General features: G+C 62.0%; 14 protein-coding genes. 8 read left to right on the forward strand and 6 right to left on the reverse strand.

All coding sequences use genetic code 11. From position 1 onward, the window contains the following. The 3 genes from ABAC460_RS46510 to ABAC460_RS50965 all read left to right on the forward strand — a co-directional run. Nucleotides 1-845, forward strand: an 845-nt coding sequence (locus ABAC460_RS46510) for a FecR family protein (RefSeq protein WP_023455758.1), incomplete at its 5' end; no start/stop codon positions are given. 69 nt (nucleotides 846-914) lie between these two features. Next, on the forward strand, nucleotides 915-3914 hold the full coding sequence (locus tag ABAC460_RS46515) for a TonB-dependent receptor (protein ID WP_023455759.1): 3000 nt from the start codon (nucleotides 915-917) through the stop codon (nucleotides 3912-3914). 247 nt (nucleotides 3915-4161) lie between these two features. After that, nucleotides 4162-6117, forward strand: a complete 1956-nt coding sequence (locus tag ABAC460_RS50965; protein WP_023455760.1) for a pectinesterase family protein — start codon at nucleotides 4162-4164, stop codon at nucleotides 6115-6117. 99 nt (nucleotides 6118-6216) lie between these two features. Here the strand turns inward: ABAC460_RS50965 and ABAC460_RS46520 are convergent, their stop codons facing one another. Both ABAC460_RS46520 and ABAC460_RS46525 read right to left on the reverse strand, forming a co-directional pair. Further along, the gene (locus ABAC460_RS46520) at nucleotides 6217-6591 is read right to left on the reverse strand and encodes a hypothetical protein (protein ID WP_023455761.1); all 375 of its coding nucleotides are present in this window, start codon (nucleotides 6589-6591) and stop codon (nucleotides 6217-6219) included. Between the two features lie 206 nt (nucleotides 6592-6797). After that, nucleotides 6798-7007 carry a cold-shock protein gene (locus ABAC460_RS46525; RefSeq protein ID WP_023455762.1) on the reverse strand — a complete coding sequence of 70 codons (210 nt, stop codon included), beginning with the start codon at nucleotides 7005-7007 and terminating at the stop codon, nucleotides 6798-6800. Between the two features lie 336 nt (nucleotides 7008-7343). Between ABAC460_RS46525 and ABAC460_RS46530 the strand changes: the two genes are divergently transcribed. Continuing rightward, the gene (locus ABAC460_RS46530; protein WP_023455763.1) at nucleotides 7344-7730 is read left to right on the forward strand and encodes a hypothetical protein; all 387 of its coding nucleotides are present in this window, start codon (nucleotides 7344-7346) and stop codon (nucleotides 7728-7730) included. 177 nt (nucleotides 7731-7907) lie between these two features. Here the strand turns inward: ABAC460_RS46530 and ABAC460_RS46535 are convergent, their stop codons facing one another. Both ABAC460_RS46535 and ABAC460_RS46540 read right to left on the reverse strand, forming a co-directional pair. After that, complete coding sequence (locus tag ABAC460_RS46535) at nucleotides 7908-8246, reverse strand: hypothetical protein (RefSeq protein WP_023455765.1); 339 nt, start codon at nucleotides 8244-8246, stop codon at nucleotides 7908-7910. 17 nt (nucleotides 8247-8263) lie between these two features. Continuing rightward, complete coding sequence (locus ABAC460_RS46540) at nucleotides 8264-9214, reverse strand: calcium/sodium antiporter (RefSeq protein ID WP_023455766.1); 951 nt, start codon at nucleotides 9212-9214, stop codon at nucleotides 8264-8266. Between the two features lie 145 nt (nucleotides 9215-9359). Between ABAC460_RS46540 and ABAC460_RS46545 the strand changes: the two genes are divergently transcribed. Further along, nucleotides 9360-10262 (forward strand): hydrogen peroxide-inducible genes activator, encoded by a 903-nt coding sequence (locus ABAC460_RS46545; protein WP_023455767.1) that lies wholly within the window; start codon nucleotides 9360-9362, stop codon nucleotides 10260-10262. Nucleotides 10263-10403: 141 nt separating this feature from the next. Here the strand turns inward: ABAC460_RS46545 and nhaA are convergent, their stop codons facing one another. Further along, nucleotides 10404-11612 carry a Na+/H+ antiporter NhaA gene (gene nhaA / locus ABAC460_RS46550; RefSeq protein ID WP_023455768.1) on the reverse strand — a complete coding sequence of 403 codons (1209 nt, stop codon included), beginning with the start codon at nucleotides 11610-11612 and terminating at the stop codon, nucleotides 10404-10406. Nucleotides 11613-11877: 265 nt separating this feature from the next. Between nhaA and ABAC460_RS46555 the strand changes: the two genes are divergently transcribed. Continuing rightward, entirely contained in the window at nucleotides 11878-12183 is a 306-nt protein-coding gene (locus tag ABAC460_RS46555) for a helix-hairpin-helix domain-containing protein (RefSeq protein ID WP_023455769.1), read from the forward strand. Between the two features lie 6 nt (nucleotides 12184-12189). Beyond that, nucleotides 12190-12441: a hypothetical protein gene (locus ABAC460_RS46560; protein WP_023455770.1), complete on the forward strand. Its 252-nt coding sequence runs from the start codon at nucleotides 12190-12192 to the stop codon at nucleotides 12439-12441. Nucleotides 12442-12580: 139 nt separating this feature from the next. On the opposite strand, the gene ABAC460_RS46565 is transcribed toward ABAC460_RS46560, so the two are convergent. Beyond that, complete coding sequence (locus ABAC460_RS46565; protein WP_023455771.1) at nucleotides 12581-13444, reverse strand: LysR substrate-binding domain-containing protein; 864 nt, start codon at nucleotides 13442-13444, stop codon at nucleotides 12581-12583. Between the two features lie 185 nt (nucleotides 13445-13629). Here ABAC460_RS46565 and ABAC460_RS46570 point away from each other — a divergent pair, with 185 nt between their 5' ends. Next, a complete protein-coding gene (locus tag ABAC460_RS46570; RefSeq protein WP_031237533.1) occupies nucleotides 13630-14982 on the forward strand; it encodes a pyridoxal phosphate-dependent decarboxylase family protein in 1353 nt (450 codons plus the stop codon). Nucleotides 14983-14988 lie beyond the last annotated feature (6 nt).

Below are 14988 nucleotides of genomic sequence, written 5' to 3' on the forward strand. Positions count from 1 at the left end.
CGTCCCTGTCGCGCGCCAAGGCGCTGGGGCCGTCCGAGGACTGGCAAGGTGCCCGGCGGAAAACGCCGCAGGCCGTGTCGCGGCGCGGGCTTCTGGCCGGCGGCGGGATCGCGGCGGGACTGGCCGCCGCCGTTGTCGGCGGGCTGTTTGTCTTCCGCCACAAGGAGGAGGCCATTACGGCGACAGGGGAAATCCGCCGGTTGCCGATGAGCGACGGCTCGATCGCCGCCATTAATACCCAAAGCCGTATTCGCATCGAGATGTCGGAAAAGACGCGCAAGGTCGACCTGGTCGAGGGCGAGGTGTGGTTCAAGGTCGCCAAGAACAAGGAGCGGCCGTTCGTGGTTGCCGCCGGCGATGCCCGGGTCCAGGCGGTCGGCACGGCTTTTTCCGTGCGGCGGCTGGAGGGTGGCGCTGAGGTTCTGGTCACCGAAGGCACGGTCAAGGCCTGGCTGGAGGGCGATGACCGTCCGGCCGTGTGGCTGAAGGCCGGTGACCGCACCTTTATCGGCGCCCGTGCCGCCGGCGTCGACCATGCGCCGGAGGCGGTGGATAACGCGTTGGCATGGCGCGAAGGCAAGATCGCCCTGGCCGGCAAGACGCTGAGCGCCGTGGCCGACGACTATAACCGCTACAACCAGGTCAAGATCGTCATCCGCGATCCGCGACTGGGCAGTGAGCGCCTGCTGGGGCGGTTCAGCACCGACGATCCGGAAGGCTTTTCGACGGCTGTGGCCCAGGCTTTTGGGGCGGAAATCACCCGTACAGGCTCGGTCATCTATATCGATACGAAAAAAAGTGAAACGGCGGCTACGGAACTGCGTAATCCGGGCATCGTTCCCTAAGAGGCGGAAAAATCCGTCTCACATAAAAAGGCGCCGTCAAAGGCGCCGGCATATAACAGGAGGACAAAAATGAAAAAGGCATGCGTGCGCCTGCTGAATCCCCATTTTCTGTTGGCGGGAACCACCCTGCTGATGGTGTCGGCCGCCCCGGCTTTTGCGCAAAACCAGGTCAGGACCTTCAACGTCCCGGCGCAACCGGCGCAGCAGGGCATCACCCAGTTTGCCGAACAGGCGGATATCCAGTTGGTGGCGCCGGAACGCCTGGTCGCCGGCCAGAAGACCGCTGCGGTACAAGGGACGATGCCGGTCAAGGACGGGCTGTCGCGGCTGTTGGCGGGTACAAATTTGACACCGGTTACCCAATCCAGTGGCGCTATCGTCCTGGCGGCCGCGCCGGCCTCGGCCCAGGCGCGCTACACCCCGACGGCGGCGGTGTCCGCCGCTGAGCCGGTCGAGCCGCAAGCCGTTGTGGAACCGGCCTCCGAAGTGGTGGTCAAGGGGATACGCGGCTCGCTGAACAAGGCACGCGACATCAAGCGCCGGGCGTCCAACTCCGTGGAAAGCATCGTCGCCGAAGACATCGGCAAGATGCCCGATCTGAACCTGGCCGAGTCGATCCAGCGCATCCCCGGCGTGGCCATGTCGCGCGAAGGCGGGGAAGGGCGGAATATTACGCTGCGCGGCTTCGGGCCGGACTTTACCCGCACAACCTTGAACGGCATGGAGGTACCGGCCAGTTCTGACGGGCTGGACACCGGTGGGGTGACGATCAATGCCGGGCGGGCCTTCGATTTCCACCTGTTCGCCTCGGAACTGTTCAACCGGATCGATATCGAAAAGACCCAGAAGGCGTCTACGGAAGAGGGTGGGATCGCCGGGACGGTCGGTTTGTATTCGGCGCGGCCGTTCGATTTCCGGGAAGATTTTACCGTCTCGGCCTCGGCGCAGGCCAACTATAACCCCTTGACGGAAAAGGCGGATCCGCGCGTTGCCGTGCTGGTCAGCAAGAAGTTTCTCGACGGCAAGTTGGGCGCCCTGGTCTCGGCGGCGGTGTCGAACCGGACGGTGCACCAGGAAGGCTATTCCAGCGTGCGCTGGACCTCGCCCTATGTGAACGGGGACTCGTGGGCGGATTCCAATCCGACCGTCAGCGGGACGCCGGCGTCGTGCGGCGCCGCCGATCCGCTGGACTGTCTGTGGGCGCCGCGGTTGCCGCGGGCCGACTTCTTCGGCAACGACCAGAAGCGGGTCGGGATCACCGGATCCTTGCAGTACAAGCCTTCCGACGATCTGCTGATCACCTTCGATGCCCTGCATTCGGAGCTGAACAACGATCGCTACAGCTATAACTCGATGGAGTGGCTGCTGACCCACGGCACGGCCGGCAACTATACCGGCCAGACGCCGGTGTCGTTCAAGGTCGGCCCGGACGGTAAAACCTTAGTGGCCGCCAGCTTCAACGATGTGACGTCGTGGTATGAGAGCCGGCACCAGGAATCCAAGTCGACATTCGATCAATTCGTGATTTCCGGAAAATGGCGAGTGTCCGACCGTCTGAGCTTTGACGGACTGATCGGCCAGGCGACCGATGACGCCGACCGGACCGAGCTGCGGTTCTACTTCCGATCGGTGCCGCACGCCTATGCATACGACTACAGCGACAATGCCTACATCCCGAAAGTCAGTTTCGGCAGTTACGATCCGAATCTGGCGAGCAACTATGTCAACGCCCTGACGGCCGCCAATCGCGTCAACAACGTCAAGAAGGAGAACTTCTCGACCAAGTTCGACGGCACCTATAATGGCGACGGTTTCTACATCCGGGCGGGTCTGAACTATAACGACCGCACGGTGCAGTATTCCGAAGGCTATGGCGCCAGCCCCAGTTTCAATCCGTCCAGCTATACCATGCCTTTCCCGATTGACAATTTCGGCAGCGGTCTGGATGGGGATCTGGTCAAGTTCCGCGTCGCCGACTTCGACGCCATCGCCGCGGCCGGGATCATCACGCCGGGCTATACCAACAATGCCGGTGCCGGCTGGACGGTCGGCGAAGAGACCATGGGCGGCTATGTCGAGCTGAACGGCGAGTACGACCTGGCCGGGATGCGGCTGCGGACCAATACGGGCCTGCGCTACGTCAAGACCAATGTCCGGTCGATCGCGCTGATCGCCGGTACGCGGGTCGAGGACAAGGTGTCGTATCAGAACTATCTGCCGTCGATCAACCTGGCGCTGGACGTTCGTTCGGACCTGGTGGTGCGTGCCGCCTATGGCCGCAGCATGACGCGGCCGGGGTTGAGCACCTTGAACATCGCCGGGCCGGTGTTTGGTTATACGACGCGCACCGTCGGCAATGTCGGCAACCCCGAGCTGAAGCCGTATGAGTCCAACGATGTCGATCTGAGCCTGGAATGGTATTTCGGCAAGGAAGGGTTGCTGTCGGTGGCGGTGTTCAACAAGGACATCGTGCGGTCGTTGAAGACCGACGTGGTGACCAAGATGGTCGATCCGTCCTTCTGGCCGGCCATGTACGCCGACCCGCAGTATGACGAGTCGTACAATGCCGATCCGGCCAAGGTGCCCTACACCTTCACCATTCCGGTCAACAGCGACAATGGCAACAGCGTCAAGGGCTTCGAAGTCACCTACAACCAGCCCTTCACCTTCCTGCCCGGGCCGTGGTCGAACTTCGGTGTGGCGTCGAACTATACCCACGTGTCGGCCGAGGACTCGACCGGCCTGTCGCCCAATTCGTACAACCTGACGGTCTATTATGATACGGAGGCGTTCGGGGCGCGGGTATCGGTCAACAAGCGCGACGATTATCTGCTGAGCCAGCCTGGCGGTAACGGTCACGTCCAGGAACGCAAGTACGGGCCGACCCATGTCGACTTCGCCTCGTTCTATAAGGTCAGCGATAATTTGACCGTGACCTTCGAGGGGATCAATATTACCGATGAGGTCGAACGGATCTACGGCACCGGTGACAGCGGCACCATGGATCTGACGCGGGAATATACCCATACCGGCAGCCAGTGGATATTGGGCGTAAGGTATCGGTATTGATCAAGACTGTTGGAAACTCCGTCCGGCTGGCCTGCAAAGTGCCGTTTTCTGCGCTTCCGGTGCTCACGTACTTAAGTACGCTCCGCTCCGGTTCTCGAAACCAGCCCTTTTCGGCTCAGCCTGACGGCTTTCCAAACAGTCTTTTCTGCTGGTTCGGCGTCGTGTTGTGGAGGCTGAACCAACCCCTCACCCCCACCCTCTCCCCTCAAGTGGGGAGAGGGAGTTTACAGTGCCGTCGGTGGGATACATGAAAAAGCTGCTTGTCCTTGCTGGTCTTTTGTTTGCTGCGGTTCCCGCCCTGGCCGGGGAGACGCGGCCGGTCGATGACAGCTATACCGTCTCGCAAAGGTGGGACGGCTATAAGGACAAGTATCCCGGCATCAGCCGGCCGGCCGCCGAGTTCCAGGCCGGGCAGAAGGTCTTGTTCGATCAGTTATACAAGAAGGACGGCAGCCGCGAGCTGCATGTCGATGTGTTCCTGCCCGTCAAGGCCAATGGCCAGGGTATCCTCCTGGTCCACGGCGGCGGCTGGCGGTCGGGCGACAAGTCGCACTTCTATGTCATGGCCAGCCGGCTGGCCCAGCGTGGCTATACCGTCTTCCTGCCCGAGTTCCGGCTGTCGCCCGAAGCGCGCTATCCGGCCGGGTTGCAGGATGTCAATGACGCTATTGTGTGGGCCAAGGCGTATCCGGGTATCGACCGGCTGGCCATCGGCGGGGCGTCGTCGGGCGGCCAGATGGCGTCGTTGCTGGCCTATACGGCCGAGCAGGACCTGTTCAAGGGGCAGGCCGGCGATACGAGCGTCAATGCCCTGATCGATCTGGATGGGGTGCTGGATTTTACCACGCCGTTGGCTCTGCAGAACGAGAACAAGCCCAATTCTGTGGCGTCGCAATGGCTGGGCGGATCGTTTGAGCAGGCGCCGGACATCTGGCGCCAGGCCAGCGCCGCCAGCCATGTCAGCGCCAGTTCGCCGCCGACCCTGATCATCAGTTCCGGATTGCCGCGGTTTACCGCCGGGCACGAGGACGTGGCGGCGAAGCTGGATGGGTTCGGTATCCGGCATGATTATTTTGCGTTTTCCAACGCGCCACATGATGTCTGGCTGTTCGATCCCTGGTTCAGCCAGATCGTCGACCAGATGGATGCCTTCCTGCAGGCGGGCGAGGTGCGTTACGAGGTCAGCGGCAGTTGCGGGGCGCGGCCGAAATGTTTCGCCTCGATCCAGGCGGCGGTCGATGCCGCCGCACAGGATCGCGGCGGTCCGTGGGCAGTTGTCGATATCGCGGCCGGTGACTATTACGAAAAGGTGACGGTGAGCCGTAGCCAGGTCCGTCTGCGCGGCCAGGGTGCCGGCACGACGCGGCTGCATTTCGACGCCGTGGCCCAGACCGCCGGCAAGTACCATCGCAACAACTGGGGCACGCCGGGTTCGGCGACCCTGACCATCGATGGCGATCAGGTCGAGGTCGAGGGTTTGACCGTCGAGAACACCTTCGACTACCTGGCCAACGATGCGCGGCCGGAAGGTGATCCGTCGAAGATCGGCAACAGCCAGGGTGTGGCTTTGTTGCTAGACATTCACAGCGATCGGGTGACGGTGACGAAGTCGGCCCTGGTCGGGTATCAAGACACGCTGTTTGCCAATGGCGGGCGGGTGTGGATCCGCGACAGTTCGGTGTCGGGCAATATCGACTTCATCTTCGGCAATGGCCGGGTGCTGATCGAGGACAGCGAAATCATCACCCGCCGCCGTGCGGTGGTGCCGCCTGCCGGGGAGTATCAGTCGTTCCTGACTGCTCCGTCGACCCAGTTGAGCCAGGCCATGGGGATTGTGATTTATCGCTCGCGGCTGACGCGGGAGCCGGGTGTGCCCGACGCTTCGATCGCCTTGGGCCGGCCATGGCATCCGACCACCACCTTTGCCGACGGGCGGTATGCTGACCCGAATGCCGTGGGCCAGGCGTCATTTCTGGATTGCTGGATGGATGCGCATATCCATCCGGACCATTGGACCGTCATGAATGGCACGGCGCGCGACGGCACCAAGACCGCGGTGTTCAAGCCGCAGGATTCCCGTTTCTTCGAAATGGGTTCGCATGGGCCCGGTGCGCGCCACAACGATATCGGTATTGTCTGGCAGGGGGGCGTCGGGATCGATACCGTTCGCGAGGCTTTCTTCGAGGGCTGGCCGCAGCCTTAGGTTTTGTTCTTCCCTAGCGCTTCCGCTCCCCGTGGACGTGCTTTGTACCTGGACTGCCTTGGTCGCCCCGACCAGGCAGTCCTTTTTTTGTTTAGATACCTACGCGGCGCCTTTGATCTTGTCGAAATATTCGCGGCCATAGGCGACGAGTTGGCCTTCCGTCGGATCGTTGATGGTTTCATAGCCGACAATGTGGTTGACCAAGGCCGGGCGGTGGCTGGTGACGTAATGTTTGAATTCGCTCAAACCCGTGTGACCGCCTGTCACAAGAACCTGTTCCAGTCCGGCCAGGTCATCGCAGACCGCAGCGAAGAATTCATGGGCATGGCGGACATCGCTGTTGTGCTGGGGCGTGGATTTGCCGCTGGCCTTGAGAAAGCGGGAGTGATGCGCTTCGGCATTGATGCGCGTGATTTGGGCTTTGTGCGGATCGACGGTGATGACGGCGCGGATATAGGCCGGTTCTGAAGACATGAAAGGTTCCTGTAAAACGTAGCCAAGCCTTAGGCCTAGTTTCATCAGGATGAGATGGGGTTTAGTCGTCAGACGCTGATCACGCCGATAATTCGAAAAACACGCCGGTTTGCGCGTAGCGACGGCCGGTCCGTGGCGGTCATAGCGCATAAAAAAGGCCGACCCAGAGGGCCGGCCTTTCGTCAATTGCGGCTTTGAACCGTAATTTATGCGTTTTCGAGTTGCTCGGCCGACATCTTGCCGGACTTTGCATCCCGTTGCAGTTCGTAGGAGATCTGCTGGCCTTCGTTCAGGCCGTTCATGCCGGCGCGTTCAACCGCGCTGACGTGAACGAACACGTCCTGGCCGCCGTCCGACGGCGCGATGAAACCGAAACCCTTGGTGGAGTTGAACCACTTGACTGTACCAACGCTCATAATGAAGCCTTTCCATGGCAATGTTATACGCGCCCGTGCACAGACACAGGCGCCTCTCGAATAAATTTTGAATGGAAGGTTCGCCACGAGCGCGTGTAAAGCGTTCAACAAATCAGCATACAAGCAAAAGTCGATGCCGGATTTATACATGAATTTATTTTATCGATCAAGCTGCGATTACAGATTTATATTCTATATGCGTTTCGTATTATTTTATGGAGGTCGATAGCTGCGATCTGAGTGGGGGCTGGGTGCTGGCGTTTCGTACCCAAACGTCCGGATTGACCTCTTCGCCGATTCAGATGAGCCCATCTTATCCACAGAGGAGGCGGGAACATGCGGCGGATACGGCCGGTTGCGATACGGGTGGTTGCCAAGCCTTTGCGCAGGGCGAGGAAAACCGGTGAGGCCCGGTCGAAGGGGCGCGACGGTGAGGCGCCTTTGCCGGCGGATATCAACTATGCTTCGCTTGCCGAGAGGACCATGGCCTTCATCATGGCCTATGGGTCGGAAAAGGGGCGCATGGTCGCGGCCAAGTATTTCCTGGACAGGGACGAGGCTATGCGCAAAGCGGAAAAGAAGACGCCACATATACCGGTCATCCAGTATGTTATTACCGGAGAGCCACCGCCGTTGGGCGAGGGGGAGTATGACACCTCCATCGTCGAGGAGGGCGAGGTTGATGGTGAGGCGGAACTGCGCAAGCGGTTCGGGATGTCTTGAGCGGGCGGACGGACTACGAGACGATGTGTGTCAGCACAAGGCTTATCGTTATGACAAGGCACACGACCACACCGGCTGCGACGGCGCCTTTCCATGTTTTCGCGGTCCAGCCCATGCCCCAAGCGCGCGGGCCGAACCAATCGCGCCAGTCATCGAAACCATCGAACCTCTTTCGCTTCATGACGTGCGATCCTGACTAGGGTGGGAGGCGCTGCGCCGCGGCGGAAAGATTCCGAGACGCCAGAAGTAAAGGATCAGGGCTGCCGTCGACATAAAAAGCATAATCCATAGGGCGGCGTTGATGATCTGATCGGTCTGGCTGAGATAGTGCGTGGTGCGATTCACCGTCTGGGCGATAACGAAACCCTGCGCCGAATCGGGGGCGAGCGGCCGGTTGGCTTCGAGGTAAAGGGTGTGTCCGATCATGCTGAACGCGAATAGCGAGTCGATCCAGCATGGGATCGCAATTTTCAGGAACGGCACCTTGCGACCTTGGCGGTCTATAAGCTTGGACATGGAGACGATCCCTTTCGTTAGGTTGCATTCGTGGCGAGCCAGGTTATGTAGCCGCCATAGCCGAGAAGCCCCGCCAGGGCTGGCAGACGGCCGAGGCGCGGCGTGGCGATCGTCAGCAGCCACAGAAGTAGGGCCGCGCCGACCATGACGGGCAGATCGACCCGCAGGAATGCCGGGGAGACGGGCAGGGGCGACAGGGCAGCGGTAAGGCCCAGGACGGCCAGAATGTTGAACAGATTGCTGCCAATCACGTTGCCCAGCGCCAGTTCGTTTTGTCCTCTGATGGCACTGATGACGCTCACAGTCAGTTCCGGCAGGGAGGTGCCGACAGCGACCAGGGTCAGGCCGATCACGGCCTGGGGGACGCCGAACTGGGTGGCGAGGCGGGTAGCGCCGTGCACGAGGGCGTCGGCGCCCATGACCAGGGCCGTCAGGCCGCCGGCGATAAAGACCAAGGCAAGCGGAATGGCCATTGGTTTGGCCGTTTCCGCCGGCACAGGGGCGGCCTTACGGCCCATCAGAAAGACGACCAGCAGGAAGACTGCGAGGGACTTTACCATGAGCAGGCCCTCCAGTTGCGTAATGCTCCCGCGCCAGGCGAGTCCGGCGAAGGCCAGGGTTGCCAGCAGCATGACCGTGGCATCGCGGCGGACGCCAGGCGTCTGCGTTGCTGTCGGACGGATCAGGGCACCTATGGCGGCGATCAGCAGGATGTTGGCGATATTGGAGCCGACAATATTGCCGACCGCTACGTCCGGTGCGCCGGCCTGCGCGGCGTTCAATGACACGAGCAGCTCCGGCGCCGAGGTTCCGAAGCCGACAAGGGTCAGCCCCACGAGCAGTTTCGGCATGCGTAAGTGGTCTGCGACCGCGACCGACCCCCTGATCAGGGCGTCACCGCCCAGAAACAGTCCGACAAGCCCACCGCAGAACAAGACCCAGTCGAGGTTTGTGGTGACGAAGTCCATGTGTCCCCTCCAGAACTCCGTCGCCTCGAACGGATTTGAAACTGCGTCGCCCGCGGCCGCAGGTCTTTTTGATAGACGATCTCAGATATAAAGAAAAATCGGAATATTCGTTGATACTTATAGTTGTTCTCTATAAGAAGGGCGCATGCCCAGACTTCAGCAACTCCGATATCTGGTCGCCGTGGCCGATGCGCTGAACTTCAGCCGGGCGGCGGAGGCCTGTCACGTCACCCAGCCGACCTTGAGCATGCAGCTTAAGGAGCTTGAGGGGCGGCTTAACGTCCAGCTGGTCGAGCGGACGCGGGCCAGGGTTCTCCTGACGCCGGTCGGTGAGGAGATTGCCCGGCGGGCGCGGACAATCCTGGCCGAGGTCGAAGACATTCGCGATATCGCGCGGCGGGACGATCCCGCCGGCTTCAAGGGCACGGTGCGGATGGGGGTGGTCCAGACGGTCGGAGCCTATGTGCTGTCGCTGGCCATGCCGAAGATGCGGGAGGCCTTTCCGGAGTTGCGTATCCATGTCCGCGAGGACCGGCTGGATAACCTGCCGCAGAAGCTGTCCGACGGCACGCATGATGTGTTGCTGATGCCCGACGATGCGGTCCATCCGGACTTTGAGCGGGTGCGGCTGATGCGCGAACCGCTGCATCTGGTGCTGCCGTCCGATCATCGTCTGGCCGGGATGGCGGCCATCGATCCGGCGCAGTTGCGCGGCGAGAGCCTGTTGTCGATGGATCGCGGGACGCGCCTGCACGATCAGGTTGCGCGGCTATGCGCCGATGTCGGCGCGGTCGATGTTCAGGATTATGCCGGGACGACGCTGGATACGCTGCGGCAGATGGTGGCGGCGGGGATGGGCCTGGCCTTGTTGCCGGCCTTGTATGTGCGGTCAGATGTGCTGCGGGAAAAACTGGTGGTGGCGAGGCCGTTGACGCACGCGGCGCCGGTGCGGGAATTGACGCTTGCCTGGCGGACAAGCTCGCCGCGCCAGGCCGTTTTCCAGGCTTTAGCCGAGACGATCGGCACAAGCCTCGCGCCATGGGAATAGGGTTGGTCTTTGATTTTGGAGCAATTGGCTTTGGCTGGAAACACGCCGTCGCGGCTTGTAAGATACCCCTCCACCGCTTCGCGGTCCCCCTCCCCATAAAATGGGGAGGAGAAGTAAGGACGATCTCAAAGTCCTATCGCTTTAGTCGTCTGACGCCTCGGAAGAGGAGGGGGGCACCGGCTGGGTGGCGGAGGCCGACAACAGGGCGTAACCGATCAGACCGGATAGCAGGGATCCGGCCAGCACGCCGATCTTGACCGAGTCCTGAGCCTCCGGGTGGGTCGGAAACGCCAGGAGCCCAATGAACAGGCTCATGGTAAAGCCGATGCCGGTGACAACCGAAACGCCGTAGAGCTGAAACCAGCTGGTGTTGTCCGGCAGGCGCGCCAGGCGCAGCTTGATGGCCAGCCATGAGGCCGAAAATACGCCCAGTTGTTTGCCGAGAAACAGGCCCAGGGCGATCCCCAGGGGAATGGGGGCCAGCAAGGCGGCGGGGGTAAAGCCGGCCAGGGAGACACCGGCATTGGCAAAGCCGAAGATCGGCACGATCAGGAAGGCCACCGGCTTATGCAGGGCATGTTCCAGGCGGATCAGGGGGGAATGGTGGTCGTCGCCCCCCTCCTTGTGATGCGTGTGCAGGGGGATGAGCAGGGCGACCGCGACACCGGCGAGGGTGGCGTGGATGCCGGATTTCAGCACGAAGAACCAGATGATCACGCCGACGGCGAGATAGAGCCATAGGGTTTTGACCTTCAGGCGGTTGAACAGCCACAGAAGGCAGAGCCCGGCGACGGCGGCCGCCAGCCAGAGCAGGGACAGGCCCGACGTATAGAAGATGGCGATGACGATCACGGCGACCAGGTCGTCGATAATGGCGAGGGCGGTGAGAAAGACTTTCAAAGCCGGGGGTACGCGTGAGCCCAGCAGGGCCAGGACGCCGAGCGCGAAGGCTATGTCGGTGGCCGTCGGGATGGCCCAGCCGCGCAGGGTTTGCGGTGTTGTCTGATTGCACAGCACATAGATGACCGCGGGAACGATCACGCCGCCCGCCGCCGCTATTCCCGGCAAGGCGCGGCGCGGCCAGTCGGAAAGCTGGCCCGTCAGCATCTCGCGTTTGATTTCCAGCCCGACCAGCAGGAAAAACAGCGCCATCAGGGCGTCGTTGATCCAGTGCAGGACGCTCAGGCCGGCTAGCTTATGGTGCAGGGTGTGGAAATAGGTTTCCGATAGCGGCGAGTTGGCGACGATCAGGGCCAGGACGGCGGCCAGGATCAGGACGAGGCCGCCGGAGACATTGCTGTTGACGAAGGCGTGGAACAGGGAAACGCGCGGTGGTGCTTTCGTCGACATGGATCGCCTTGTTCTGAATGGATCAGCGGTAGCGGTACAGCAGCCCCGGACGAGCGCTAAATTGGAAATTTCATGGGGGCTTATAGGAAAAAACTATAAGAGCATCGGCTGGCAGTGCGGGAGGCGTTGCGTTTGCCGGACGGTTTCCGGGGCGACGGAATTGCGGGGCTTGCACGGATCGCAGAAAACGTCTGATGCCTGCGGCGCCTCAAGCCTGTAAAACCCCGTGTAGTTTCTTTGCTGACCGGAGTACACTGGAGATGATATGCCGAACTTGAAAGCCCGGACACCGAATCCCTTCGCGGGGCTAAGAAACGTTGGCCCCGCCACGCGGAAGGATTTCGCAGTCCTGAGGATCGATAGCCTCCAGGCGCTGGCCGAAAGCGATCCGGATGAGCTTTATCGTCGCCTTCAGATCGAAACCGGGACATCGCATGACCCCTGCGTATGGGACGTGTTTGCCGCGGCGATTCATCAGGCCAAAACCGGAGAGGCCCTGAATTGGTGGGCCTTTACCCCGATACGGAAAGCGCGCCAGCTCAAGGGTGAGTTTCCGGCTTCGCGCGGATAGGGCCGAATGTTTCTTGCCGATGCAGCCAAAATGATGACGCCAGCCTATCTGGCGATTCTGTCGAAGGGTTATGATGTCCTGATCAAGGGCGATGTGATGATCGCGCAGTGTGGAGACAGACGCTTTGCAGCCGATGGTCCGGTCGCGCTCCTGGGCCTGATCTCGATGATCGAGATTCGTGGAGAAGCCTGGGAGGCGACGGACGAGGAAATCGATCGTTTCGTCGCTATGTGTGAGCCGTCGTCGGGTGAAAGATGACGCTGCTACTTATACCAAAGGCGTTGATTTTGACTCTTAAGTGAAGAGCCCCGCCCGGCGCTTCGCGCCACCCTCCCCGTAAACGGGGTGGGCAAAGAAAGGTCAAGTTTAACTACCTGTGGTGCCATTCCCTAGCCGGTTAAGCGGAGAGGTGCGGCAGCAGCCAGTCGCGGAAGGCAGCGATCGCCGGGTGCTGGCTCAGCTCCGAGCGGTAGACCAGGGCGTAGAAGCGGCCGCTCGGGGCATGGCAGTCGGAGATGCTCTGTAAGGTTCCGGCGTGCAGGTCGGCCTGCGCCAGGCGCTGGCGCGTCCAAATCACCCCAAGGCCCTTGCGGGCGGCGGATAGTAACAGCGCGGCGTCGTTGATCTCCAAACCCTCGGGACGTGGCAGGCGCAGTTTGCCCAGGCGCGCCGGCCAGGCTGTATCGGTGTGGCGAAGCATGGAGTGCGGGGGCCAGTTTGTCGGATCGGAGCCGTGGCGTGAAATCCAGTCGGGTGCTGCGACCGCCAGGTGGGTTTCCTCCGGCGAGCGATGCACGCTCAGGCCGGCTTCGTCGAAGGCGCCGTAGCGCACCGCCACCACCGGAAGGGCCGGCGGCAGGCTCATCATCGCGTACTGGGTCTGGATCGACAGGCGGATATGCGGGTGCCGGTCGTGGAACGCCGCCAGGTTGGGCAGGATCAGGCTTTCGGCGATTGACGGCAGGGTCAGGAGGGTAAGCGGGGTTTCGCGGTCGGGTTGGGTATCGTGGGACAGGGCTTCGTAGAGCGCCTGCATCGGAGCGCCCAGGCGGCTTTGGAGGTCTCGGCCTTCGGGGGTGAGGGTTACTTGAGGACCGTGTCGTGTGAAGAGCGGGGCGCCGTACCAGTGGGTCAGGGTCTGGATATGCCGGCTGATCGCGCCCGGAGTCAGGTGGCGTTCCGCTGCGGCGCGGCTGAAGCTGTTCAGGCGGGCGGCGGCTTCGAAGGCCTGGAGCACGGCCAGGGGCGGGAGGTGTTTCATATTGTGTTATGCTCAAAATGATGTGGCGGAATTGTCGTTTTATATTGATGATTTTGCAATGTATTTCGGAAGCTGTGGCGTGGCGGAAGGGGAGGTATACCCCTCCGCCGGCTTCGCCGGCACCTCCCCACTTCGTGGAGAGGAGGGAGTCTGAATACCCCGTTTGCGATACTCGAAAGATGGATATGAACGACGAATTGGTTTTGATGCAGGCGGCAGACAGGGCTGCGGTGGAGTATGTTGCGAGCGTGGGGACGCGGAGGGTGTTTCCCGATGCTGAGGCGTTACGGCTGCTTGATGGGTTTGATGAGGCCTTGCCGCAATCGGGTGTCGATGCCGTTGAGGTGATCGCGCAGCTCGATCGGCTGGGGTCGCCCAATACCGTCGTCAGCAACGGACCCAACTATTTCGGTTTTGTGCTGGGGGCGGCCTTGCCCGTGGCGGCCGCGGCTGACCGGTTGGCGTTGGCGTGGGATCAGTGCGCCTCGTCGTGGGACGGGTCGCCCGTCGCCGACACGCTGGAGCGGACCGCGGCGCGGTGGCTGCTTGAGATTTTGGATTTACCGCGTGAGAGTTCGGTCGGCTTCGGGACCAGCGCCACGGCCTGTTCGCTGGCCTGTCTGACGGCGGCGCGGCGTGAGCTGTTGCGGCGCAAGGGGTGGGATTTCGACGCCCAGGGTCTGGAAGGCGCGCCCAGGGTGCGGATCGTCGTGTCGCAGGCCATTCATATCACGCTGAAGCGCACGGCGCGGGTCTTGGGGTTCGGGATGGACCATGTCGTCTTCGCGCCATGCGACGGCGAGGCGCGGGTCGACCCGGCGCGGATGCCGGCTTTGGACGACATGACCATCCTGTGTCTGCAGGCCGGTGAGGTCAATACCGGCGAGTTTGATCCTTTCGCGGAGATCATTCCGGCGGCGAAGGCGGCCGGAGCGTGGGTGCATGTCGACGGCGCCTTCGGTTTGTGGGCGCGGGCCGGATCGGATCGGGGGAGGACTGAGGGGATCGAATTGGCCGACAGTTGGACGACCGACGGGCACAAGTGGCTCAATACGCCCTATGACGGCGCCATGGCGATCTGCCGTGACGGGCGGGTTTTGGCCGACGCCATGCAAAGCGATGCGCCCTATGTGCCGGCGGTGTGGGATGCGCAGAAGAACCTGACGCTTGAGTTTTCGCGGCGGGCGCGCGGGATCGCCATCTGGGCCGCCTTGAAAGGGTTAGGGCGCGACGGTGTGCGTGAGATGGTGGATCGTCACTGCCGTCTGGCGCGGCGGATTGCCGAGGGCGCCCAGGCTGCTGGGCTCGAGGTGTTGAACCGGGTGGTGTTGAACCAGGTGTTGGTTCGCGCGGGCGATGACCAGCGGACCCAGGCGGTCACGGCCTATGTCCAGGCGTCGGGGCGGGCGTGGTTCGGGCCGGCGGTATGGGAAGGGCGGCCAGCCTTCCGGATCAGTGTGTCGTCGTGGCGGACCGGGGAGGCTGAGGCGGATCGGTTGATCGCGTTGTTGGAAGCGGCGTTAAGGGAGGTGGGGTGAATTGGG

The organism is Asticcacaulis sp. AC460 (genome assembly GCF_000495795.1).
Classification (GTDB): Bacteria; Pseudomonadota; Alphaproteobacteria; order Caulobacterales; family Caulobacteraceae; genus Asticcacaulis.